The 24496-nt window shown below is 65.7% G+C and carries 20 protein-coding genes; 13 read left to right on the plus strand and 7 right to left on the minus strand.

Annotated elements, in window-relative coordinates; all coding sequences use genetic code 11:
- The first annotated feature begins 253 nt into the window (after positions 1 to 253).
- The 3 genes from OC450_RS23580 to OC450_RS23590 all read left to right on the plus strand — a co-directional run bounded on the left by OC450_RS23580 (position 254) and on the right by OC450_RS23590 (position 5222).
- Positions 254 to 2407, plus strand: a complete 2154-nt coding sequence (locus OC450_RS23580) for a GumC family protein (RefSeq protein ID WP_262048768.1) — start codon at positions 254 to 256, stop codon at positions 2405 to 2407.
- On the plus strand, positions 2404 to 3558 hold the full coding sequence (locus OC450_RS23585; protein ID WP_262048769.1) for a glycoside hydrolase family 5 protein: 1155 nt from the start codon (positions 2404 to 2406) through the stop codon (positions 3556 to 3558). Before OC450_RS23580 ends, OC450_RS23585 begins: the two co-directional genes overlap by 4 nt.
- A 71-nt stretch (positions 3559 to 3629) precedes the next feature.
- Positions 3630 to 5222: a hypothetical protein gene (locus tag OC450_RS23590; RefSeq protein WP_262048770.1), complete on the plus strand. Its 1593-nt coding sequence runs from the start codon at positions 3630 to 3632 to the stop codon at positions 5220 to 5222.
- Here OC450_RS23590 and OC450_RS23595 read toward each other — a convergent pair.
- Positions 5188 to 6210 (minus strand): LLM class flavin-dependent oxidoreductase, encoded by a 1023-nt coding sequence (locus OC450_RS23595; RefSeq protein ID WP_262048771.1) that lies wholly within the window; start codon positions 6208 to 6210, stop codon positions 5188 to 5190. The genes OC450_RS23590 and OC450_RS23595 overlap by 35 nt on opposite strands.
- 360 nt (positions 6211 to 6570) lie before the next feature.
- Here OC450_RS23595 and OC450_RS23600 point away from each other — a divergent pair, with 360 nt between their 5' ends.
- Positions 6571 to 6864 (plus strand): DUF718 domain-containing protein, encoded by a 294-nt coding sequence (locus OC450_RS23600; protein WP_211381068.1) that lies wholly within the window; start codon positions 6571 to 6573, stop codon positions 6862 to 6864.
- 19 nt (positions 6865 to 6883) lie between these two features.
- Here the strand turns inward: OC450_RS23600 and OC450_RS23605 are convergent, their stop codons facing one another.
- Positions 6884 to 8905 carry a YgiQ family radical SAM protein gene (locus tag OC450_RS23605; protein WP_211382375.1) on the minus strand — a complete coding sequence of 674 codons (2022 nt, stop codon included), beginning with the start codon at positions 8903 to 8905 and terminating at the stop codon, positions 6884 to 6886.
- Between the two features lie 194 nt (positions 8906 to 9099).
- On the opposite strand from OC450_RS23605, the gene OC450_RS23610 reads away from it, so the two are divergent.
- Genes OC450_RS23610 through OC450_RS23620 form a run of 3 tightly spaced genes read left to right on the plus strand, consistent with a single transcriptional unit; the run spans position 9100 to position 9691 of the window.
- Entirely contained in the window at positions 9100 to 9357 is a 258-nt protein-coding gene (locus OC450_RS23610) for a hypothetical protein (RefSeq protein ID WP_211381069.1), read from the plus strand.
- An 8-nt stretch (positions 9358 to 9365) separates the two neighbouring features.
- On the plus strand, positions 9366 to 9530 hold the full coding sequence (locus tag OC450_RS23615; protein ID WP_211381070.1) for a hypothetical protein: 165 nt from the start codon (positions 9366 to 9368) through the stop codon (positions 9528 to 9530).
- Positions 9527 to 9691 carry a hypothetical protein gene (locus OC450_RS23620; RefSeq protein ID WP_262048772.1) on the plus strand — a complete coding sequence of 55 codons (165 nt, stop codon included), beginning with the start codon at positions 9527 to 9529 and terminating at the stop codon, positions 9689 to 9691. The genes OC450_RS23615 and OC450_RS23620 overlap by 4 nt, the downstream gene beginning before the upstream one ends.
- A 106-nt stretch (positions 9692 to 9797) precedes the next feature.
- Here OC450_RS23620 and OC450_RS23625 read toward each other — a convergent pair whose 3' ends face one another.
- Together OC450_RS23625 and OC450_RS23630 are read right to left on the minus strand one after the other, a co-directional pair.
- Positions 9798 to 10463 carry a GntR family transcriptional regulator gene (locus OC450_RS23625; RefSeq protein WP_211381071.1) on the minus strand — a complete coding sequence of 222 codons (666 nt, stop codon included), beginning with the start codon at positions 10461 to 10463 and terminating at the stop codon, positions 9798 to 9800.
- Positions 10464 to 10471: 8 nt separating this feature from the next.
- Positions 10472 to 11884 carry an FAD-binding oxidoreductase gene (locus OC450_RS23630; protein WP_256807357.1) on the minus strand — a complete coding sequence of 471 codons (1413 nt, stop codon included), beginning with the start codon at positions 11882 to 11884 and terminating at the stop codon, positions 10472 to 10474.
- Between the two features lie 179 nt (positions 11885 to 12063).
- Between OC450_RS23630 and OC450_RS23635 the strand changes: the two genes are divergently transcribed.
- From OC450_RS23635 to OC450_RS23660, 6 genes are all read left to right on the plus strand, one after another.
- A complete protein-coding gene (locus OC450_RS23635) occupies positions 12064 to 12951 on the plus strand; it encodes a dihydrodipicolinate synthase family protein (protein WP_256807356.1) in 888 nt (295 codons plus the stop codon).
- A 215-nt stretch (positions 12952 to 13166) separates the two neighbouring features.
- Entirely contained in the window at positions 13167 to 15494 is a 2328-nt protein-coding gene (locus OC450_RS23640; RefSeq protein WP_262048773.1) for a TonB-dependent siderophore receptor, read from the plus strand.
- Between the two features lie 63 nt (positions 15495 to 15557).
- Positions 15558 to 16739: a PepSY-associated TM helix domain-containing protein gene (locus OC450_RS23645; protein ID WP_262048774.1), complete on the plus strand. Its 1182-nt coding sequence runs from the start codon at positions 15558 to 15560 to the stop codon at positions 16737 to 16739.
- Between the two features lie 73 nt (positions 16740 to 16812).
- Positions 16813 to 18045 (plus strand): rhodanese-like domain-containing protein, encoded by a 1233-nt coding sequence (locus tag OC450_RS23650; protein WP_262048775.1) that lies wholly within the window; start codon positions 16813 to 16815, stop codon positions 18043 to 18045.
- 97 nt (positions 18046 to 18142) lie between these two features.
- A complete protein-coding gene (serA, locus tag OC450_RS23655) occupies positions 18143 to 19387 on the plus strand; it encodes a phosphoglycerate dehydrogenase (RefSeq protein WP_211381077.1) in 1245 nt (414 codons plus the stop codon).
- Positions 19388 to 19470: 83 nt separating this feature from the next.
- Positions 19471 to 21132: a tannase/feruloyl esterase family alpha/beta hydrolase gene (locus tag OC450_RS23660; RefSeq protein ID WP_262048776.1), complete on the plus strand. Its 1662-nt coding sequence runs from the start codon at positions 19471 to 19473 to the stop codon at positions 21130 to 21132.
- A 34-nt stretch (positions 21133 to 21166) separates the two neighbouring features.
- Here OC450_RS23660 and OC450_RS23665 read toward each other — a convergent pair whose 3' ends face one another.
- Genes OC450_RS23665 through OC450_RS23675 form a run of 3 tightly spaced genes read right to left on the minus strand, consistent with a single transcriptional unit; the run spans position 21167 to position 24443 of the window.
- A complete protein-coding gene (locus OC450_RS23665; RefSeq protein ID WP_410050523.1) occupies positions 21167 to 21619 on the minus strand; it encodes an AAA family ATPase in 453 nt (150 codons plus the stop codon).
- A 15-nt stretch (positions 21620 to 21634) separates the two neighbouring features.
- Entirely contained in the window at positions 21635 to 23248 is a 1614-nt protein-coding gene (locus tag OC450_RS23670) for an MDR family MFS transporter (protein WP_262048777.1), read from the minus strand.
- Positions 23196 to 24443 (minus strand): HlyD family secretion protein, encoded by a 1248-nt coding sequence (locus tag OC450_RS23675; RefSeq protein WP_211381080.1) that lies wholly within the window; start codon positions 24441 to 24443, stop codon positions 23196 to 23198. Before OC450_RS23675 ends, OC450_RS23670 begins: the two co-directional genes overlap by 53 nt.
- Positions 24444 to 24496 lie beyond the last annotated feature (53 nt).

Below are 24496 nucleotides of genomic sequence, written 5' to 3' on the forward strand. Positions count from 1 at the left end.
GGTAGACCGCGTCGGCGCCGGGCGGGCCGGGAATCATCGAAGATGAACCCGCGCGCGGCGGGTGCTCCCCCGTCCTCCGCCTGCCCTCGCTCGCTTCCAGCGTTCGGGGGGAACTCTCGCCCCCCATTGGGCGCATGGCGAGGCTGCGGGCCATGACGGTTCTCGGCGGCCGTAACCGGCGGTTAACCATGGATATTTACGGTGTAGCAAGCCTCTGAGCTTGTGGCGGTCAGTTGATTTCGAGTCCAACCCTATGGCGTTCGGTAGAAGCGCATCTCCGCGAAGCATCGCCCCGACGGAGCCTGCGGCTTCGTGGGAAGCTCCGCGGGCTGCGACGGGCAAGCCCGACAGCGATGGTCCTGCGCTGATCAGGGGATCGCTGACCGTCTCCGGGGCGCTCTCCTTCCTGCGCGAGAATGGCCGCCGCATCCTGACGCTGGCGCTGGCGCTGTTCGCTTTGGGCGTGCTCGTTCTGATGGTTGTTCCGGTTCGATATGCCGCGACGGCGCTGGTCGTGGTCGATCCCCGCGAGCTGCGCGTGACCTCGGATCAGGACGTGCTGCCGGGTATCGGCCAGGATGCCGCGGCGCTTCAGAGCCAGATCGAGATCGCCAAATCGGACGGCTTTCTCCGGCCCCTGATCGAGAAGCTCAAGATCGCGGACGACGAGGACATCGCGGGCGGTCATACCGACATGACCCGCCTGCTCGAAAAATTCCGCAGCCGCCTCGAGATATCCCGCCGCGGGCTCACTTATGTCATCGCCATCTCCTTCACCTCGAACAGTGCGGATCGGGCGGCGTATTACGCCAATGCCATCGCCGATGCGTTCGCCGCGAGCCAGGGCCGCGTCCGCACCGATGCCACGGACGAGGCGGCCGACTGGCTCAAGGACCGGCTGAAGGCGCTGAACGAGCGCCTGCGCGCATCGGAAGACGCGGTCGCGGCCTTCCGCCTCGAGCACAAGATCCTCAATGCCGGCAAGGATTCCACCACCCAGCAATTGCGGGTGACGGATATCAATCAGCAGGTCTCCGCCGCCCGCGCGCGCACCGAGGAAGCCAAGGCGCGTTACGAGCAGGTGCAGCGCGATCTCAAGGCCAATGTCGAAGGTCCCGTGAAGCAGGACCTTCTGAGCATGCTGCGCGCGCAGCGCTCGACCCTGAACGACCAGATTGCGCAGAAGAAAGCGGTCTACGGCGACCGCCACCCCGATCTTGCGATCTCCTACAGCCAGCTTGCCGACATCAACCGGCAGATCGAGGTCGAGCGGAAGAAGAACATCGACACGGCGAAGTCCGAATACGAGTCGCAGCTCGAGCAGCAGAACGCGCTGGAAAAGCAGCTCAAGGCGGTCGAGACCCAGATGCTGGTCGACGGCCAGGCGCTGGTGAAGCTGCAGGAGTTGCAGCGCGACGCCGATGCCAACAAGAACATCTACGAGCAGTTCCTGTCGCGGTTCAAGACCACCAACGAGCAGCGTCAGCTGCAGAGCTCGCAGACCAAGGTCGCGTCGCCCGCGATTCCGCCGCTGCGCTCGACGCGTCCACCGCTCGCTTTGCTGCTCGCCGCCCTCGCGATCGGCTCGCTGCTGACCTCGACCGCCGCCGTTGCGGCGATGGGAAGCATGCCTGACCGGGCCGCGCCTGCGGAGGCTCCTGTTCAAACGCCTGTGGGCACGGAAGCGATCAACGTGCCCCATCGGCAAGCTCCGCCTGCGGCATCTGCCGCGCGCCAGCCCGAGGCGATGCCGAATCTCCCGGTCTGGGCCCGCATTCCCGATCTGGCGTCTGGCGCCGCTCCCAATACTGTCTGGCAAAGACCGGTCGCGGCCACGGCCGAGCTCGATCTCGGCGCTTATCTGCGTCCGCTTCTTGAGAGAATCGATCGCACGCCGGTGCGCGGCTGCAAGGTCGCCCTCGTGCTGTCGGTCGGCAAGAGCGCCGGCGGCAACACCGTTGCGCGCTCGCTGAACCGCGCGGCCGTCAATCGCGGCATGATGAGCGTGCTGATCCGGCTGCAGCCGGAATTCGCCGGTGCCCAGCCTCCCGTCACCGAATGGCAGGATGGCTCGACCACGGCGGGACTTCAGTCGATCGACGAGCTCTTGAGTGCCGGCCGCAAGGCCGATGCGAGGCCGGAGGACGACATTCGCTCGGAATTCGATCTCATCATCGTCCATGCGGGCAATCTCGCCTTGCAGCCGGACGCCATCGCGCTGGCCGCGCATGCCGATCTGATCATCCCGGTGGTTCGCGCCGGCGAGCTCGGTTCGGCGGCGATGCGGCGGGTGACCGCGGCGCTGTCGAGATACAACAATGTGCCGACCGGTCTCGTCGTCAATCATGCGCCCGCGGGTACGGCGGCGCCTCATCCCGAGGGCGGCGCATTGAGCCGGGCGGTGTGACGGTGACGCCGCCGCGCCGTCGCCTGTTCGTCGCCGCGATCTTGCTGTCGATCTCGCCAGGCCCACCGGCGCTGGCTGACAATTGTGTGCCTGTGCCGCAGACGGTCGCGCCGGACAAGCTTGCCGCACTGTCGCGCGGCTTCAATGCCGACGGCTGGATCAACGGGCCGGGATCCGCAGCCCCCCGCCGCGAGTTGCTGCTGCAGCTTCGCAAGGCGGGAATGAGCCATGTCCGGCTGCCGGTACCCGCCGAGCGCGTGATGCTTCGCTTCGCATCAAAGGCGGAGCGCGACGAGACGCTGCGGGCGCTCGACGGCGCATTGAAGCAGCTCATGGCGCTCGGCTATTCCACCTCCGTCGATCTCCATCCCGGCGACCGCTTCAATCGCCTGCACAAGGACGATCCGGACGCGGCGTTGCGCGAGATGGAGGAGGCATGGAGCGGTCTGGCCGGGATCATTCGCGCCTATCCGGCCGATCGCGTCTTCGCCGAGCTGCTCAATGAGCCCGATGTCGAAGCCGACCGGTGGCAAAAGGAGGTCGAAGCGCTTGCCGCCTTCGTGCGCCGATTGCTCCCCGCCACCACACTGGTTGTCGGGCCGGTCAACTGGCAGCGCGCGGACTCGCTTCCGCAATTCCGCCCGTTGCCGGATCCGAACGTCGTCTACGCCATCCACTTCTATGATCCCATGGTGTTCACCCATCAGGGTCACTGGGATGCGCAGGATCCGCTGCACGACATCATCGATCTGCCTTATCCGATCAACGCCGGTGATCCCAAGGTCCAGGCACTCCGCCGGGATTTGCAGGACAGGGGCGCGACCAAGGCGCTCGGCATGCTCGACACCGCGATTGCGGTTGCCAGGGACAAGCCTGATGTCGATCGCTGGCTCGCGCCTGCCGTCGCGTGGCAGCAGCAGTTTTCGCGGCCGATCATCGTCAACGAGTTCGGCGTGCTGAAAGCAGGCGCCCCGCGGGACAGCCGGGTGCGCTGGCTGGCGGCGGTGACCGCCTATGCCAGGGAGCATTGCTGGGGGTGGACGCATTGGGAGCTGCAACAGGGATTCGGCCTCGTCGACAGCAGCACGGGCAGGCCCGATCCCGGCGTGATGCGCGCGTTGCTGGGCGCGACCAGACCGGCCAGGCGCTGACCCTTATCGTTAACGAATCCTTACACATCCCGCCGCTATCGTGGCCCCGCGCTACGCCAAAGGACGACGCCATGGTTGGCGGGACCTCACCGCAATATCAGACCGTGCAGGCTGGCTCTGCCGAGCCTTCGCCGCTGCGCGAGTTGATCCCGACGTTCTGCATCGCCGTGGCGGCGATCGGCTTTGTTCCGATACTGCACGTCGCGAGCCCTGTGCTGTCCCTGACCGTCGAAATCCTCGTCGCGATCGCCATCGTCTTTGCGGTTCCGACCTACGCGCCGGCCGTCGCGATCTTCGTCCTGTTCTTCCAGAACCTGTTCGTCTCGACCCTGTCGCCGCTCATTTCGGTCCCGTCCGATCTGGACTTCATCAAGGGCTACAATTTCCTCCTCTGCTCCGTGATGTGGCTGACGACGTTCGGCCTCTACGTGTTCGGCCGGAGGAATCGGTCGGCCGAGGTCAACCGGATCATGTGCTGGGGTGTCGTCACCCTCGCGGTGGTGGCGCTGTATTTCGCGATCGGTTTCGTCCAGAACGGGCAGGCGGCGTCGGTCTATTTGCGCAACATCGTGCTTCCGCTGTTCCTGTTTCAGCTCTCGCTTCTGACGGCCGCGAGCTATGAGGTTCGCGCCACGCCGTTCCTGGTAACGCTCGGCGTCGCTCTCATCATCTGCGGCTATGTCGAGTTTGCATTCCGCGATTTTTGGCTGGCCATCACCAACGGCTACACGTTCTGGGGCTTCGACGAGCTCAAGGCGACCCATTCGGGCGTCTGGGAAGCCGAAATGCGCGCCACCGGAAACGTGCCCGTCGACCTCAAGGATCGCTTCAGCTTCGACTTCCTGAACACGCCGCTGCTCGAAGGCTTCGGCCTGTCGAAAATCCTGCGCATCCACGGGCCGAACATGAGCGCGATCAGCTTCGGCTACGGCATCGCCTTTTTCGCGCTGTTCCTGTTCTCGGTGGGGCGTCCGTTCCTGGCTCTCGCTGCGTTGCCGCTCCTGATCGTCTGCAGCGTCAAGGGCGCGCTCATCACGCTGGTGTTCGTGATCGCGGCCTGGATCTCGACCCGTCTGCTCGGTGCGGTGGTGACGCTGGTGCTCGGCTTGCTCGGCCTGATGGTGTTCGCGCTCGTCGCGATCCGTGTCGGCTTGCAGATCGGCGACTACCACGTCATCGGCCTAATGGGCGGCCTCAACGGATTTCTCGCGAAGCCGTTTGGCCGCGGTCTCGGCATCGGCGGCAACCTGTCGGACAGCTATTTCTCGATCGACTGGAGCGCCGCGCAGGCTGCCGGGACGATCGACGGCGCGGTCGAGAGCGCGATCGGCGTGCTGATCTACCAGATGGGCATTGCCGCGCTGGTGCCGCTCGGCTTCTATTTCGCCATGGCGCTCAAGGCGTGGCGCCTCTACGCCTCCTCAGGATATCTGACGCAGGGCCTCGCCGGCTTCGGCGTCATGGTCGTGCTGCTCAACGGCCTGTTCCAGGAAGAGGCCCTGTTCGCGCCGCCGGCGCTGGGCCTCATGCTCTCGCTCACCGGACTCGTGATCGGAAGCCAGATCAGGATGCGGGCGGCCGCCGGACAGGATGCCGAGTCTTCGTCGGATCGCTCCATTCCGCGTCCCGTCACCGCCACCCCAGCGCGGGCGCGACATGCGTGAGGATCGCCTCGATCGCATGCGCGCAGTAGTCCACGCCTAGCTGGTTCGGGATCGTCAGCAGCAGCGTATCGGCCTCGGCGATTGCCTCGTCCTGCCGCAACTGCTCGATCAGCGCATCCGGCTCCGCGGCATAGGAGCGGCCGAAGATCGCGCGCGTGCGCGGGTCGATGAAGCCGATCTGGTCCTCGCCGCCGCGCTCCCCGCCGAAATAGGCGCGGTCGCGATCGTTCATCAGCGCGAAGATGCTGCGGCTGACGGATACGCGCGGCTCGCGGCTATGGCCGGCCTCCTTCCACGCGGCGCGATAGGCGCGGATCTGGGCGGCCTGCTGCAGGTGAAATGCCTCGCCGGTCTCGTCGTTCTTCAGCGTCGAGCTCTGCAAATTCATGCCGTGCTGCGCGGCCCACACCGCTGTCGCGTTCGAGCCGGCGCCCCACCAGATTCGGTCGCGCAGGCCTTGCGCATGCGGCTCGAGGCGCAGCAGCCCCGGCGGGTTCGGAAACATCGGCTGCGGATTGGGTTTTGCAAAACCCTCGCCGCGCAGGATGTCGAGAAAGACCTCGGCGTGGCGCCGGCCCATGCCGGCGTCGCTCTCGCCCTCGGCCGGCTGGTAACCGAAATAGCGCCAGCCATCGATCACCTGCTCGGGCGAGCCGCGGCTGATGCCGAGCTGCAGCCGCCCGCCGGCGATGAGGTCGGCGGAGCCTGCATCCTCCGCCATGTAGAGCGGGTTCTCGTAGCGCATGTCGATCACGGCGGTGCCGATCTCGATCGTGCTGGTTTTCGCGCCGACGGCCGCGAGCAGAGGAAAGGGCGAGGCCAGCTGGCGCGCGAAATGATGCACGCGGAAATAGGCGCCGTCGGCGCCGAGCTGTTCGGCTGCGACGGCAAGCTCGATCGATTGCAGCAGCGTGTCCCCGGCCGAGCGGGTCTGCGACTGCGGCGAGGGCGTCCAGTGTCCGAAGGACAGGAATCCGATCTTCTTCATGGAGGTAATCTATGAATGATGAGGAGGCGGGCGTATTCTGACATTCGGTTGAAACCGAAGGTGTGGTCAGGAAAATCCACAGGCGCCCGATGATGCCATCCTGCCCCTGTTTTGCCCGACGGGTCAACCGCTGCACAACAGCGCCTAAGCCATTGATCCCGCTCATGCCGGCTACTGTGCATGGGGTTGTTTTCGATGTTTTTATTGTGCGGGCCGCGAACGCCGGGGGCGCCATGATGATTTGTCACGGTGACGACGCAGCCCGCGAGGGCAACAATCGGCCGGGGCGGCCGTTTGGGCATTTCGCCCGAGACCTTGAGCGGCGCTCGCTTATTCCCAGTCCATTTTCAGGAGGCGCACATGCAGGTTTATAATGTGGTCAGGTTCAAGGTGAAGCTTGGCGAGGAAACCGCCTTCCTCGACGCGCATCGGAACGGCAAGGCCAAATGGCCAGGCCTCGAGCACGGAATCATCATCAAGACCGGCGAGCAGACCTTCTGCCTCATCGGCACATGGTCCAGTCAGGACGCGCTGGTCGAGGCGCGGTCCGCGATGATCAAGACCCTCGACAGTTTCAGGTCCGTGCTCGAGGACCAGGGCAACGGACGCGGTGTGACGGATGCCGTGTCGGGGCCGGTCGTGCTCGATCTCTAGAAGGTGATGCGGCGCGCGGTCACTTCATCACCCGCAGGCCCTTGGTCGTGAACCGCTGCGTCTTGCCGCCGGGGCGGACGGGCCGCCTCGTGCCGGCGGCCTTGCCGGTGCCGGGCGGCTGGTGCGCGGGAACGAGCTGGTCGGGACGGGAGCCGATCAGATCGGCGCGGCCCATCTCCTTCAGCGCCTCGCGCAGCACTGGCCAATTGTCGGGGTCGTGATAGCGCAGGAAGGCCTTGTGCAGGCGGCGCTGGCGCAGGCCCTTGATCGCCTCGACCTTGTCGCTGCCGCCGCGCCGCACGCCGCGCAGCGGATTGACGCCGGTGTGGTACATCGCGGTTGCGGTCGCCATCGGCGAGGGCAGGAAGGTCTGCACCTGATCGGCGCGGTAGCGGTTCTTCTTGAGCCACAGTGCGAGGTTCATCATGTCCTCGTCGGTCGTGCCCGGATGCGCCGCGATGAAATAGGGGATCAGGTAATATTTCTTGCCGGCCTGCTCGGCGGCAGCATCGAACATCCGCTTGAACTGGTTGTAGGCGCCGATGCCCGGCTTCATCATCTTGTCGAGCGGACCGCGCTCGGTGTGCTCCGGCGCGATCTTCAGATAACCGCCGACGTGATGGGTGACGAGCTCCTTGATGTATTCGGGGCTCTCGACCGCGAGGTCGTAGCGCACGCCGGAGGCGACCATCACCTTCTTGATGCCCTTGGTCTCGCGCACCTTGCGATAGAGCCGGATCAGATCGTCATGCGAGGTGTTGAGGTTCGGACAGATCTCCGGGAAGACGCAGGACGGCCGCCGGCACGCCGCCTCGACCTTCGGATCCTTGCACGCCATCCGGTACATGTTGGCGGTGGGACCGCCGATGTCGGAGATCACGCCGGTGAAGCCCGGCGTCTTGTCGCGGATCAGTTCGATCTCGCGCAGGATCGAGCCTTCCGAGCGGTTCTGGATGATGCGGCCCTCATGCTCGGTGATCGAGCAGAAGGTGCAGCCGCCAAAGCAGCCGCGCATGATCGTCACCGAGAACTTGATCATGTCCCAGGCGGGGATTTTTGCCTCGCCATAGGACGGATGCGGCGCGCGCGCATAGGGGAGGTCGTAGACCGCGTCCATCTCGTCGCTGGTGAGCGGGATCGGCGGCGGGTTCAGCCAGAGATCGCGGTCGCCGTGACGCTGCACCAGCGGCCGCGCATTGCCGGGATTGCTCTCCCGATGCAGCACGCGCGAGGCGCGCGCATAGGCTTCCTTGTCCTGCTCGACCTGCTCCAGCGCCGGCAGCCGGATCACGGTCAAGCCTTTCGTCCGCGATGCGCCCTCGTCGGCGGAATCGAGATCGTCGGCGTGCAGCTCCGCATAATCCTCGGGCACGCGGCGGAACAGCGCGACGCCCCTGATGTCGTCGAGCGCGCGCGGCGCTTCGCCGGCGGCAAGCCGCTGCGCCACCTCGACCACGGCACGCTCGGCATTGCCGTAGAGCAGGAGGTCGGCCTTGGCGTCGGCCAGCACCGAGCGGCGCACCTTGTCCGACCAGTAGTCGTAATGCGCGATCCGGCGCAGCGAGGCCTCGATGCCGCCGAGCACGATCGGCACGTCCTTGAACGCCTCGCGGCAGCGCTGGGCGTAGACGACGGTGCAGCGGTCCGGCCGCTTGCCGCCTTCGCCGCCGGCCGTATAGGCATCATCGCTGCGTATGCGGCGGTCCGCGGTGTAGCGGTTCACCATGGAATCCATGTTGCCGCCGGTGACGCCGAAGAACACCTTTGGCTTGCCGAGCACCTTGAACGGTTCGGCCGAATGCCAGTCGGGCTGGGAGATGATGCCGACCCGAAAGCCCTGTGCCTCCAGCAGACGGCCGATGATGGCCATGCCGAAGCTCGGATGGTCGACGTAGGCGTCCCCGGTCACCAGCACGATGTCGCAGGCATCCCAGCCGAGCGCATCCATCTCGGCGCGGCTCATCGGCAGGAACGGCGCCGGCTTGCGCGGGCGCGCCTGCGCCATCAGGGGCTTTTCGGCGGTCATGATCTGGGTGTCCATGCGCTTACGCATAGGACTCCGGCGCCGCGAATACAACCGATCGATGGGCTGTCTTCGCCGATTCCGGTTCCCGCGTGGCGCGCAATTCGGCAACGCCAACCGCGCGCGGGAGCGGCGTTGCCGGACTGTGACACGGTCCACATACGGCCGATACGCGTCGCGTCATCCTCCCCTCAGTTTCGAGGGAGAGATCCATGCTTTTTCTGGTCGACGCACTGCTGATCCTGGCGATGATGTTTTTCCTGCTACTGCCGATCACCGATCGCAGGACGGTGCGGATGAGGCTCTGCATGGTCTGCGCGCTGCTGGCGGTGTTCTCGGTCTCCGTCACCCGCACGCCAATTGTGCCGGCGTTGCTCGCGAGCATTGTCTCGCCGCCCGGAGCACTGCGAGCGCCGCATATGCAGCCCTCATGGGATATGCGCGTGCTCCATGGGCAGGGGAACAGCTGAAGGCGGTCATGAGCCCCGCTGCTGGTTCCGCCGGAAGCATCGTGGTTCAATCGCAGGAACCAACCGTCTCCGCGAACATTCTGATGGAGGGTTTGCGCCGGGCCGGCCTGCGCGCGCTCGCGTCCGGGCCGGGATTCCTCGATGTTCGCCCTCTGGCGATGGGGGAGCTGTGAGCACAGTCATAGAGAACTTGCTGTTGCGAAAGCAGAAGCTCGTGGAGCAGCTCGCGAAGGCGCCGTCGGTCGAGGATCGCGACAAGATCGAGCACCAGCTCGAACAGATCAACACCGCGCTGGATTTTCTGGACAGGCCGGGCTCGAAGGAGCCGCGCTAGAGCACGATCCGGAAAGGTGCGAAGCGGTTTTCCGAAAAGATCATGCTCAAACAAGAACCTAAAGCGCGTTGACGATTCATCCAATCTCATCGTGCTTTAGAAGCGTTCAATCGACCTGCAGCGCCTTTGCATAGACCACGCCCGAATTGGTGATGTGCGTGGTCATCAGCGCTGCGAAGGCGCCGAACTCGCCGCGCGCGAACAGATCGAGCAGCCTGCGATGCTCGTCGAAGGACGTGCGCGTGCGCACGTCGATCGGCGAAGTCAGGTTGGTGCGAAGCGCGGCGACACGGCTGGAGGCGAGCTGATAGGATTCGGCGAGATAGCGGTTGCCGCAATGGGCGAACAACGCCTCGTGGAAGGCGGCATCGGCGCGGCCGTAGGCGATGTTGTCCCTGGCCGCGATCGCCGGCTCCATCGATGCGATCGCCTCGCTCATCGTCGTGATCGCGCCGTCACGGTCGTGGCGGAAGGCGAGTTCGGCGGCCTTGGGCTCCAGCGCGATGCGGAAGGTGCAGAGCGCGGTGATGTCCTCGGCGCTCGGCGTGAACACGAAGCTGCCGACCTGCGGCCGGATCACGACGAGGCCCTGCGCCTGCAGCTGGCCCATCGCCTCGCGCACCGGGGTGCGGCTGACCCCGAAGGAATTTGCCACCATCTCCTCGGAGATCGCGGCGCCGAGCGCGAACTCGCCGTCGATGATGGCCTGGCGCAGCCGCTGCATCACCCGCTGCGACAGCGATTTCGGCACATCGAGCTTCAGCGATCGCATCGGCTTTCTCAGATCACCTTGCCGGGATTGAGCAGATGATCCGGATCGAGCGCGGCCTTCAGCGTCCGCATCAGCGCGATCTCGGCATCGCTGCGGGCATGACCCAGCCACTTCTTCTTCAGCGTGCCGATGCCGTGCTCGGCGGAAACGCTGCCGCCAAGCTCGCGCACGAGATCGTAGATGATCGCGTCCATCTCCTCCTTCGGCTGCTGCTCGACGGCAAGGCCGGTCACCCAGGAGACGAGATGCAGATTGCCGTCGCCGATATGGCCGTAATAGACGCTCTCGCAGCCCTTGATGCCTTTCGCGAGCGCGGCCTTGCAACGCGTCACGAACTCGTCCATCCGCGCCACCGCAAGGCCGATGTCGTAGGAGATGTGCGGGCCCAGCACCTGGCCGAATTCGGCGCAGATGTCGCGCACGCGCCAGAAGCTTTGCGTCTGCGCCAGCGATTGGGCCACGGCGGCATCGGCGAGCAGCCCGCGCTCCATCAGCTCTTCGAGCCAGGCCTGGAAACGCGGCGCATCCAGGCTTTCGTCGGTGCCCTGCGCTTCGACCAGCACGTAGAGGCCATGCCCTGCGGCGACCGGCGGCTTGACGCCAGCGCGATTCGTGATCACGTCCCAGTAATCCGGCCACATCACCTCGAACGCCGACAGCAGCGGGCCGAGCCCGCTTCGCGCGGCGCCGAGCAGCGCGATCACCGCGGCATAGTCCTTCAGCGCGCACAGCGCGGCCATGGTCGAGCGCGGTTTCGGGAACAGCCGCAGCACCACGCGGGTGATGATGCCGAGTGTGCCTTCCGAGCCGATGAACAGATGCTTCAAATCGTAGCCGGCATTGTTCTTCATCAGCTTGTTGAGGCTGGTGATGATGGTGCCGTCAGGCAGCACCACTTCGAGTCCGAGCACCAGCTCACGCGTCATGCCGTATCGGATCACGCGATTGCCGCCGGCATTGGTCGAGAGATTGCCGCCGATCGCGCAGGAGCCGCGCGAACCGAGGTCGAGCGGAAAGAAGAAGCCGGCCTCGTCGGCCGCCTGCTGAATCGTCTGAAGCGGCGTGCCGGCTTTCACCGTCATCGTCGCCGACGCCTGATCGATCTCCTCGATGCCGCTCATGCGCTCCAGCGAGATCGCGACCCAGCCTGCTTCCGGCGAGGCACCGCGGCACAGCCCGGTCAATCCGCCCTGCGGCACGAACGGCAGCTGCGCCTTCCGGCAGGTCGCAATCGCGTCGGCAACGCCTTGGGCGTCGACCGGGCGGATCACCGCGAGCGGGGTTTGCGGCAGGCTCGCGCTCCAGTCGTTGCAATTGCGCGCGGGCACGTCGGCGCCGACAAGCACGGCAGCCGCGCCGAGCCTGTCGCGCAAGGCGCCAAGCAATTGGTCGGGACGCTCGATCGGGGTCACCATGTTCATGTGAGACCTCCCCTTGGAATTGGTCGCGTCCAGGGCGCGCCGCGACAGCGGAAAAGGATTTGCGTCTTCCTTGTATGTAAGGTACAAGATGGAAAGTAAAGCAAAATCAAGACTCGGGAAGCTTCCGAAGATCGTTGGCGATCAGAGGCTTGGTCCGGGGCGCAGCAAAAGGCAGTGAGATGGCGGCGGAGGCAATTCGCGGGTTCTGGGTGGCGTCGGCGACGCCGCTGGCGACGGACGGCAGCGTGGACTCCGCCAAGCTCGCGGCCCACGCCAAGCAACTCTTCGGCAAGGGCGTCGACGGTGTCGTGCTGTTCGGCACGACCGGCGAGGGCACCTCGTTCAATGTCGCCGAGCGCGTCGCGACCATCGAAGCCGTGCTCAAGGCCGGCGTCGCGCCTGACCGCATCGGCATCGGCGGCGGATTTCCCGCCATCACCGACAGCATCGCGCTGACGCGTGCCGTGCTCGGCCTCGGCCTGCGTCACGTGCTGTATCTGCCGCCTTATTTCGACCGCAGCGTCACGCCCGAGGGCATCGAGGATGCCTTTGCAGCGATCCTCGACGGCGTCGCCGACGATCGCCTGCGCGCCTTGCTCTATCATATCCCGCAGGTCTCGGGCGTTGCGATCCCGACCAGCGTGGCTGCCAGTCTGCGCAGGCGCTACGGCAAGGTCGTTGCGGGTCTGAAGGACTCAAGCGGCGACTTCAAGCAATTCCAGGCGTTCCGCGCCGCCGCGCCGGAGCTCGCCATTACCGTCGGCAACGAAGCCGACATTGCCCGCGCGATCGCTGCCGGCGGCGCCGGCACCATCTGCGGCATGGCCAATGTCGCGCCGGAGCTGGTCAAGGGCATGGTCGACGGCAAGGATGTCGAAGCGCGGATGCAGGCTGCGGTCGACGTCGTGCTGAAGACGCCGTCGTTCCTCGTGACGCTGAAGGCCATCCTGGCGGCACAGACCGGTGATGCTGCGTGGTTGCGCGTGCGCCCGCCGCTCCGTGCCTTGTCCGACGGAACCGCGTTCAAGCGGCAGCTCGACGAGCTGATCACTCCCGCCATCGTGTGAGATCGCGCAACACCGCAACACCGTGACACGTTGCCACGAATTCGCGTGCAGCGTGTCGCGGTCGCGACAGCGTCAATCAGTGAGTGACGTTCGGCGCTGCTCTACGCTTAGAACGATTCAACACTAGAGCTATTCAAGCCCGACTACGGTTCTCTTTGATCGCCGCGACTGTTAGACGCGCCAGCTTCTGCGTCTGACTTGGAAGTGAATCGAAAGTGCGTGTCTCTGTGGATGGCCAGCGCGTCAGCGGCCGTCGTCATCGTGCCGGCGAGAGCCGCGCGGGTCTTCTCATCGGCGCAGCCGTGCTGCTCGCCGAATTTCCCTCCGGCACGGCGACCGCGCAGGCGCAATCGGCACTGCCGCCGGTGACGGTGGAAGCGCCGGCGCCGCGGCCGAAAGCGGCGCGCCCATCGGACCAGTCTCCGCGCCGCGCTCAAAGCGTCGCGCGCCAGCGGAGCCGGAACGCCGCTACACCCGCAGCGCCGACGCTCTCGGAGCGCGCCGCCGCCGAGGCCGCCACGCAACAGGCCGCCAAGCTTGGTTATCGCGCGATGCCGAGTTCGACGACGCTGCGCAGCGGCGCCTCGCCGCTCGACACCTCGCAGACCGTCAACGTCGTGCCTGCGCAAGTGCTGAAGGACCAGTTGCCGCGCAACATCGACGATGCGCTGGTCAATATCAGCGGCATCGCCCAGACCAATACGCTCGCCGGCACCCAGGACGCGGTGATCCGCCGTGGCTTCGGCGACAATCGCGACGGCTCGATCATGCGCAACGGCATGCCGCTGGTGCAGGGGCGCAGCCTCAATGCCGCGGTCGAGAGCGTGGAAGTGCTGAAGGGACCGGCTTCGCTGCTCTACGGCATCATGGATCCCGGCGGTATCGTCAACACCATCAGCAAGCGTCCGGAGCTCTACCAGCACGGCTCGGTCACATTGCTCGGCTCGACCTTCGCGAACAACCGCAGCGGCGCCGACGGCACGCTCGACATTACCGGTCCGATCGGCGACGGCGGTCTCGCCTATCGCTTCATCGGCTACGGCGTCAGCGAAGACTATTGGCGCAACTTCGGCCGCCACAGGGAAATGCTGGTGAACCCGTCGCTGGCCTGGTACGGCGACACCACGACGGTCCAGCTCACCTATGAGCACCGCGAATTCATCTATCCATTCGATCGCGGCACTGCCTTCGTCAAGGGCGCTCCGCTGGCGATCCCGAAGACGCGCCGGCTCGACGAACCCTTCAACAACATGTGGGGCACTTCCGACCTGGTGCAGGCCTCGGTCGAGCAGAAGCTGGACGACAATTGGAAGGTCACGGCGGCCTACAGCTACAACACCGAGACCTTCAGCGCCAACCAGCTTCGTATCACCGGCGTCAACGCCACCACCGGCGTCGAGACCCGCAGCAATGACGGTACGCGCAATTCGCTGAGCAACGCCAGCTACGGCACCTCCTATCTTCAGGGCGACGTCTGGATGGGCGGCTTCCGCAACGAGATCCTGTTCGGGGGCGAGGCGCTGTATCGCACGATCGATCGCCACGATTTGATCCGGCAAGCGACCCCGAGCTTCAATTTCTACAACCCGGTCTACGGGCTGATCGTGCCGGGCACGACCGTTTCGGCAACCGATAGCGAACAGACCGACAAGCTCGGCACCCGCGGCTTCTTCGCCCAGGACACGTTCCATCTGACCAACTGGCTCTCCGTGGTCGGAGGTGTGCGCTGGATGGAATACGAGCAGCTCGCAGGGAAAGGCCGGCCTCTCTTCGTCACGAACACTAATCTGGCGGGCGACAAGGTACTGCCGCTCGGCGGCGTCGTCTTCAAGCTGAACGATCAGCTTTCGTATTACGTGAGTTATACGCAGTCGTTGAAGCCGACATCGGTCATCGCGGCGTTCACCACCGGCTTTGTCGTCGATTCCACCATCGCGCCAGAAGAGGGCACGCAGTGGGAGACTGGTTTGAAGTTCGACGTCAGCAAGCGGCTGTCTGGCACATTGGCGTTCTACGATATCCAGAAGAAGAACGTGCTGGTGCTGGACGATATCGGCAACGGCAAATCGGCGGCGCGCACATCCGGCGCAGCCAGGTCGCGCGGCATCGAACTGGACGTGACCGGCAAGTTGAGCGATCAATGGAGTCTGATCGGAAGCTACGGCTATACCGACGCACGCTTGATCAACGATCCCGTCGTCGGCAATGCGAAGCTGTTCAACGCCGCAATGAACACGGCTTCGCTCTATCTCGTCTACGATTTCGGCGACGCGCTCCCCGGCCGTCTGCGGCTCGGCGGCGGTGCGCATTATGTCGGCGACAGGCCGGGCGATTCCGCCAACACGTTCGTCATGCCGGCCTATACCGTCGCGGACGTCTTTGCGACCTACGACACCAAGATCGACAAGCTGCCGGTGACCTATCAGTTCAACGTCAAGAACCTGTTCGACAAGCTCTATTATACGTCCAGCACCGGGAATGCCTTGAACGTTGCGATCGGCGATGCCCGCCGCTTCTCGCTGTCGGCGACAGTGAAGTTTTAGGGATGGTCGCGCGGATCGCCCATGCCGATTTGTGGATCGCGCCGATCATGGAGATCGGGAGCGATGCGTAGGATGGGGCGCGCGATCAAGGCCGGTCTGCTCCAGGTCCATTCAATCGCCGGCCTCGTGCTGGCGCTGATGCTGTCCCTGATCGCGCTGACCGGTGCGATCATGAGTTTTGAGGACGAGATCGGCGACTATCTGAACGGCGGCATCTTGCAGGTCGCGCCGCGTCAGGCGCCGGCGCTGATGCCCGACGAACTGGTGGCACGGCTTAAGGCCGGGCAGGATGCCGGCAAGGTGACAGCCGTCACGCTGTCGAGCGATCCGTCGGCCGCGGTGCATGTTCGCTTCGGCCGCGACGAGCAGGGCGTGCGGCCGGCCTCACTGTATGTCGATCCTTATGACGCTCGCGTGCTGGGATCGCCGCGCGGTGAGGAGTTTTTCGCGACCGTCCGCCGGCTGCATCGCTGGCTCCTGATTCCCGGCGATGCCAAGGGGTGGGGGCGTCAGACCACCGGCATCGCCGCGCTCGGCCTGATCGTCATGCTCATCTCTGGACTTGTGCTGCGCTGGCCGCGTCGCGCCGGCAGCGTGAAGATGTGGCTGAAGCCCAATCTCGGCCTCAGCGGGCGCGGGCTGCACCGGTCGCTGCATGCGGTGATCGGCACCTGGGTTTTGCCGATCTATCTCGTGATGACGCTCACCGGCCTGTGGTACTCGTTCGACTGGTACAAGGACGGCGTCGTCCGGCTGCTATCGCGTCCGCAAGTCGCCGCGGCGAAGATGCAGCCGAAACAGCCGCGTGCACCCGGCCATCCCGAGCCGGCTCAGGCGGTGGGCCTCGATCGTGCGTGGACGACGTTCCAGCGCGAAGAGGGCGACCGTTTCTCCAGGGCGTTGCTGGCGCTTCCCGCCGGCCCGGGCACGGCGATACGGATCCGCTCCTGGGGTAAGGGCTCCACCCTCGACACCACCCGTGACGAATTCCGCGTCGATGCCGCCACCGGCCAATTCGTTTCCGCGGAGCGTTACGCCGACAAGACCCTCGGCGAGAAGACCATCGCAAATCTGCTCGACATCCACCGCGGCGCAATTCTGGGTTGGCCCGGCAAGCTGGCGTTCATGATCGCGGCAGCGCTGATGCCGCTGTTCGCGGTCACCGGCGTGCTGCTTTATCTGTCGCGCCGCAGGCTGCGGCGCCCGGCGCAGCCGCCGCTCGGGCAGCTGGTTCCGGGCGAGTGAACCGGCGCGAAGGCTAGCCAAGCGCGCGACGATCGTTCAAAACCCGTGGCCTGTCCTCGCCAAGGTCTATGCCATGAAGATCACCACCGTCACTCCCGCCGATATCCGCCGCGCGTTGCTGCTCCGCGAGGAGATCGCGTTGCTCGATCTCAGATACGAGGCCGCCTTCGCGACCGGTCATCCGCTGTTTGCCGCCAACATGGCTGCGGACAGGATCGCGGTCGAAGCCGAGGTGAGGCTGCCGCGCAAAGATGTGCCGATCGTGCTCTATGACGACGGCGAGGGACTGGTCGCGCCCGGCGCTGAACGGCTTGCCGCACTCGGTTATACCAACCTCAGCGCGCTCGACGGCGGGCTGAAGGCCTGGCGCGCGGCCGGCTATCAAATGTTCGAGGACGTCAATTCCTATTCCAAGGCCTTTGGCGAGCTGGTCGAGTCGCGCAGGCACACCCCCTCGTTCAGTGCCGATGAGGTGGCAAAACTGATTGCGGACAAGGCCAATATCGCCATCCTCGACGTCCGCCGCTTCGACGAATATGCGACGATGAACATTCCGGGCTCGGTCAGCGTACCCGGCGCGGAGCTGGTGTTGCGGGCAGGCCAGGCGGCGCCCGATCCCGACACCACCATCATCGTCAATTGCGCCGGCCGCACCCGCTCGATCATCGGCACTCAGTCGCTGATCAATGCCGGCGTGCCCAACAAGGTGCGGGCGCTGCGCAACGGCACCATCGGCTGGACGCTGGCGCGGCATACGCTCAACCATGGCGCCGACCGGCGCGGGGCGATCGGACCCTTCGAGGGCGGTCCGGCCAATGCGCGCGACGTCGCCTATCGCGCCGGTGTTCGCCATGTCGGCGCGGGCGAGGCGGGGGCGCTCGCGGCGCAGACGGAGCGCACGCTCTATCGCTTCGACGTGCGCGACGCGGAAGAATATGCGGCCGGCCATCTCCCCGGCTTCCGCCATTATCCTGGCGGGCAGCTGGTCCAGGAAACCGACATGGCCGCGCCTGTGCGCGGCGCGCGTATCCTGCTGAGCGACGACAAGGGCGTCCGGGCCGACATGACGGCATCCTGGCTGGCGCAGATGGGCTGGGAGGTTTACGTGCTCGAGGGCGGCTATGACGGCGCGCTCGAGGTCGGTCCGCCGCGGGTGTTGCCGAAGCCCGACCCGGCCCACCGCTACCGCCGCCCCTATGAGGGCACCGATGTCGCCGAGCGCGCGATGCAGGCCTATCTCGACTGGGAGTACGGTTTGGTCGAACAGCTCCGCCGCGACGGCACGCATGGATTCTACGTCATCTGACTACCGTCCGGTCATCTTGTTCCCATCTCCAAACCCTATTGTGCTGAGTCTGCCCTGCGGTCTATGAGCTGCGGCAAAGTCTACCTATGGAGATTCTATGCCAGCCCCAGGCCAAAGCCCTGAGCGGAACGCGAAGGCGCTGCTGCTCGAAGGCGTCAACGACAGCGCCGTGGACCTGTTCAGAAGCGCGGGCTTCGCCAATGTCGAGCGGCTGACCAAGGCACTGGACGGCGAGGATCTGCGGCGGGCGCTCAAGGGCGTGTCGCTGCTCGGCATCCGCTCGCGCACCCAGATCACCGACGACGTGCTCGCGGCGGCCGACCAGCTTCTCGCAGTCGGCTGCTTCAGCGTCGGCACCAACCAGGTCGATCTCATGGCGGCGCGCAAGCGCGGCATTCCGGTGTTCAACGCGCCGTTCTCCAACACGCGCAGCGTCGCCGAGCTCGTGATCGGCGAGATCGTGATGCTGCTGCGGCGCATCTTCCCTCGCTCGGTGTCGGCTCATGACGGCGGCTGGGACAAATCGGCGACCGGCAGCCGCGAGGTGCGCGGCCGCACGCTCGGCATCGTCGGCTACGGCAATATCGGCTCGCAGCTATCGACGCTGGCCGAGGCCATCGGCATGCGGGTGATCTACTATGATCGCACCGACAAGCTCCGCCACGGCAACACCGAGCCGGTCGAGAAACTGGAAGAGCTGCTGGCGCAGAGCGACGTGGTCAGCCTGCACGTGCCGGAGACGCCCGAGACCGCCGGCATGATCGGCGAGAAGGAGCTGCGCACGATGAAGCCCGGCTCGTTCCTGATCAACAACAGCCGCGGCACCGTGGTCGATCTCGATGCGCTCGCTGCAGCATTGCGCGACGGCCATCTCGCCGGCGCCGCCATCGACGTGTTTCCGGTCGAGCCCTCGTCGAATTCCGATCGCTTCAAGAGCCCGATGCAGGGGCTCGAGAACGTCATCCTCACGCCGCATATCGGCGGCTCGACCGAGGAGGCGCAGGAGCGCATCGGCGGCGAGGTCGCGCGCAAGCTCGTCGACTATTTCATCACCGGCTCGACCATGGGGGCGGTGAATTTCCCGGAGGTGCAGCTGCATCTGCGCCCCGCCGGCGCGCGCTTCAGCCACGTCCATCGCAACGTGCCCGGCATGCTGCGCCGTCTGAACGAGGTCTTCCTCCAGCGCGACATCAACATCGTCGCACAATATCTGGAGACCGCCGGCGACCTCGGCTACGTCGTGCTCGACGCCGACCTCGGCGGCGAGGATTCAGCCGCGCTGCTTGCGCAGATCCGCAGCCTCGAAGGCACGGTCGGCGCGCGGCTGGTGTTCGAGCACTAGCACTGCATTGACGACCGGCCGGAGGTGGCCTTGAATGAGGCCTCCTGACGGAACGAACGAAAACAACAAAGCAGGGGGAAATGATGGCGCGGATGCGTGTGAAGGTCTGTGCGTTGCTTGTGGGGACGGCGGCCGCGCTGGGCGCCGGCGCCGCGTCGGCGGCGACGCTCGCCGAGGATGCGGACACGGTCTGCAAGGGCCTCGCCGGCAGCGCGGACGCCGTGACGATCGATTCCGCGACCTTCCTGGCGCCGTCGCAGATCGCCGTCGCCGAACGCGGGCCGACGCCATCGGGGCGCATCATTCCGGCCAATCCCGGCTTCTGCAAGGTGCTCGGCCATATCGATCCCACCGACCCCAAGGCGCCGCCGATCAGGTTTCAGGTCAATCTTCCCGTCGAATGGAACGGTCGCTCGCTGCAATATGGCGGCGGCGGCTTCAACGGCGTGCTCATCACCGGCCTTGCGCTGCCGCCGGCCTATCCGTTCGACAAGCCGTCGCCGCTCGCGCGCGGCTTCGTCACCTACGGGACCGATTCCGGCCATGAGTCAAAGCCGGGTGAGCCGCCGCAGCTGTTCGCGCTCAACGACGAAGCGTTCGAGAATTTCGCCCATCGCGCCTACAAGAAGGTGCGCGATGCCGCCGTCGGGCTGATGCAGCGCGCCTACGGCAAGAGGCCGGAGAAAATGTACTTCATGGGCTCGTCCGAAGGCGGCCGCGAAGGCCTCACCATGGCGCAGCGCTACCCTGACGATTTCGACGGCATCTTCGCCCGCGTGCCTGTCATCAACTGGGTCGGCCTGCAGCATGCCGGCACGCGCTCGGGTCTCGTGACGATGGGTGACGGCTGGATCAATCCGGCGCAGGTGAAGCTCGTGGGCGATGCTGTGCGCACAGCTTGCGACAAGGCCGACGGCTCCGACGACGCGCTGGTGCAGGATCCCGTGGCGTGCAAGGCCGCGTTCAAGGTCGAGGCGCTGCGCTGCGCGCCTGGTCAGAGTGGCGACCAGTGCCTCACCGATGCGCAGATCGACGCGGTGGACAAGCTGCACGCGACCTACAAATTCCCGTTCGCACTTGCCAATGGTCTCGACGACTATCCGGGCTGGGGCGTCTCGGGTGAGGACACGCCGGCCGTCGGCCCAACCGGCGGCTGGATCGCGTGGTGGCTCGGCACCGCGCCGCCCGCGCAGCCGCCCGCGCCCAAGAATGGCATCGCCTGGATCTACGGCGCCGGCGGCATCCAATACGTGTTCGCACGCGACCCCAAGCTCGACGTCACCACCTACAAGGTCGAGGACCACAAGGCGCGGCTGCTCGAGGTATCGAGCCTGATGGATTCGACCGATCCCGATCTCAGCCGTTTTCGCGCCCGTGGCGGCCGGCTGATCATGCTCGAGCACATGGCGGACTACGCGCAGAGCCCCTATGCCGGCATCCGCTATTTCGAGAGCGTCGAGCGCAAGCTGGGCAAGGCGGAGACGGCGGAGTTCGCGCGGCTCTACACCGCGCCCGGTGTCGATCACGTCGGCTCCGGCGCACCGGCCAATGTCGACATGCTGAGCGTGCTGGTCGACTGGGTCGAGAAGGGCAAGGCGCCCGGCGACCTGGAGGTTGCCGAGCAGAAGGTCGAGGCGCCGTCGTTTGCGACGTTGCGCGCGATGCCGCTATGCCGCTGGCCGGGCTGGCCGCACTACAAGTCGGGTGCGGTGACGGAGGCGTCGAGTTTCACCTGCGCGCCGTGAGACGAATCTGAGCGAACCGCCATGGTGGCGGGTGTCATCCCGCCGCCATCGCCTGCGCGCCACCGAGCAGTTGCGCATTCAGCCGTCCGCCGGAGAACAGCATGTCGTCGAGCGCCTCGTCGATGTTGGCGGAAACGACGGAGTTGCCGCCGTCACGCGCGAGGCTGGCCTGCGCCAAGCGCCGCATCAGCTCCTTGATGAAGGCACAACTCGTGCCCTCGCTACGCCGGGCGGCCTCGGCGACGACGGCCTCATCGAGCGGCAGCCCTTTGCCGTAGAGTCGGACCAGCTTGCTGCGGCCGGTCTCGTCAGGAAGAGGCACCTCGATGGCCTGATCGATACGGCCGGGGCGGCCGGCGAGCGCGCTCTCAAGCTGCTGGGGACGGTTGGTGGTCAGCACGAACAAGATGTCAGCGTCTTGCTTCAAGCCGTCCATTTCGTTGAGGAGCCGGTTGAGCAGCGGTTCCTCGCAGCCGCGAAATTTCAATCGATGGGTGAGGTCCTAATGTGCCGGTCCGCCCGCCGCCTTCACGCGCCGCGTCAGCAGGACCGCGATGGCGGCGATCACGAGCACGATTCCGATCACGGCAAAGGCGTCCGAATAGCCCATCACCAGCGCCTGGCGCTTCACGGTCTTGCCGAGCGCGATGATGGCCTGCTCGCGTGCGGCGTTGGGGTCGGGCACGCCGTGGGCCATGAAGTAGTTCGTCATCTGTGCGATGCGGGCGCGGACCTCCTCGCGGCCGAGCGTGACCGACTGGCCGATGATGTTGGAGTGGAATTGTTCGCGCTTGGTGATGATGGTCGCGAGCGTCGCCGTGCCGATCGCGCCGCCGAGGTTGCGGAACATGTTGCTGATGCCGGAGGCCGCGGCCGCATCCTGCGGAGCGATGCCGCCCGTCAGCACCGAGGTCAGCGGCGTCAGCACCATGGCCTGCCCCACGGCGCGCACGATGTTCGGGATCCAGAGCTGGTCTCCGGCATAGTCCGGCGACATCGCGGTGTTCATGAAGCAGCTATAGGCGAAGATCAGAAGTCCGGTGATGGCGATGTAGCGCGTGTCGAAGCGCTGCATCAGCTTCGGGATCAGCGGAATCAGCACGAGCTGCGGCAGGCCGGTCCAGGCCAGCACGTTGCCGATCTGCTCGGCATTGTAGCCCTGCGCCTGGCCGAGATAGGCAGGCAGGATGTAGACCGAGCCGAACAGCGCGAATCCGACCATGGTCATCGCGACGGTGCCGAAGCCGAAATTGCGTTGCGTGAGCAGGCGCAGCCGGATCAGCGGCTTCTCGATCGTGAGCTCGATCGCGACGAACAACGAGAGGCTCACGGCTGCGATCACAGCCAGCTTGACGATGAAGGGCGAGGAGAACCAGTCGTCCTTGTTGCCTTCCTCGAGCACGGCCTGCAGCGCCGACAGCCCGATCGCCATCGTGAAGATGCCGCCCCAGTCACCCTCTTTCAGCAGGCCAAGCTGCATCTTCTGCCGCTCCAGCGTCAGATAGAGCGCGGCCACCATCACCGCCGTCGGGATCACGTTGACGAAGAAGATGGTGCGCCAGCCGTAGTTCTCGGTGAGATAACCGCCGATGGTCGGGCCGATCGCGGGAGCAAAGGTGACTGACAGCGCGAAGATCGCGAGGCCGACCGGCTGTTGCGGCTTGGGCAGCTTGGTCAGCACCAGCGTGAATGCCATCGGGATCAGCACGCCGCCGGCAAAGCCCTGCAGGCCGCGCATTGCGATCATCGACGGCAAATCATGGGTGAAGGCGCAGGCGACGGAGAAGGCGGCGAACAGCGTCGCGCTCGCCAGCATGTAGCGGCGGAACGAGAACACGCGGCTCATATAATCGGTCAGCGGGATCACGATGATCTCGCCGATCAAATACGACGTCGAGATCCATGAGCCGTTGTCGGCGCCGGTGCCGATGCCGCCTTCGATGTTGAGCAGCGAGGCGTTGGTGATCTGGATGTTCAGGATCGCCATGAACGAGCCGATCATGGCGGCGAGCACGGCGATCCAGGTCGCGGCGCTCGCGCGGTTGGGGTCGCTCGCCGTGCGATCAGGCGTCGCGGCCGGTGTGGCTTGCGTCGAAATTGAGAGGCTGTTTGACATGGCACGACCCTCCAGAAACGAGCTTGGCTTTGGGCGTCGTTGCCGCATTTGCGGTCGGCGCGGCCGAACGTGTTGCAATGGTCGGTATCACCGACATGCCGGGACGGAGCGCAATTGCGGGTCCACGCCCGGCATCGAGCGCGATCCTGACCGGGATGCGCTGCACGACCTTGGTGAAATTGCCGGTCGCGTTGTCCGGCGGCAGCAGCGCGAATTCCTGGCCGCTGGCCGGCGCGATCGAATCGACGTGGCCGTGCATGACCTGGCCCGGGAACGTGTCGACTTCGATATCGACGCTCTGGCCCGGCTGCACATGCGTGAGCTGCGTCTCCTTGAAATTGGCGACGACGTAGGCGCCTTCGGCCGGCACGATCGCCATCAACTGCGTGCCCGCCTGCACGAACTGGCCGACGCGCAAGGAGCGGTTGCCGACCACGCCGTCGATCGGGGAGACGATCGTGGTGTAGCCGAGATTGAGCTCGGCCTGACGCTGGAGCGCGGCTGCGCGGGCGGCCGCGGCCCTGGCCTGCAGGATCTCGGCTTTCAGGAGGTCGACCTGCTTGAGTGCGGAGGTGAGATTGGCGATATCGCGCTGGATCGCCGCGTCGGCGCCGGCATCGCGCGCCTGCGCCTGCTGCGCGTTCTGCACACTGCCAAAGCCCGTTGCGGCAAGATCGGTGTAGCGCTTGTTCTCCTGCCTGGCGAAAAGCTTCGCGGCATTGTCGACATCGATGGTCGCTCTCGCCGCTGCGATCACGGCTTCCTGAACGTCGAGCTGCGCTTCCTTGCTCGTCACCGTCGCGTTCGCGGCGGCGACGTCGGCCTTGGCCTGGTCGAGTGCGACCCGGAAGTCGCGGTCGTCGATTCTGGCCAGCACCTGGCCGGCTTTCACATGCTCGTTATCGCCGACCAGGACACGGTCGAGATAGCCGCTGACCTTCGGCGCGATGGTGGTGTTGTCGGCCTTCACATAGGCGTCATCGGTGGAGACGAGGTACTGACCGACGGTCCAGTAGTCGTAGCCGTACCAGCTCGCGCCGGTCAGCGCGACGATCGCCGCACCCATCAGCAACAGTTTGCGAATGTTGGGCGTTTGCCGGCGGACGACACTCGGCGCGGCGGGCAGGACGCCTTCCGGCGCGGTCGCGGGAATGGCGGTTTGGGCGGCAGCAGAGGGGGTGGTGTGGACGGTCATGGCCGGCTCCCCGGAATTAGGAAACTTGATAATTTCCAAAATGAGACTAGCTT

The sequence above is a fragment of the Bradyrhizobium sp. Bra78 genome (assembly GCF_024519855.1).
Classification (GTDB): domain Bacteria; phylum Pseudomonadota; class Alphaproteobacteria; order Rhizobiales; family Xanthobacteraceae; genus Bradyrhizobium; species Bradyrhizobium japonicum_G.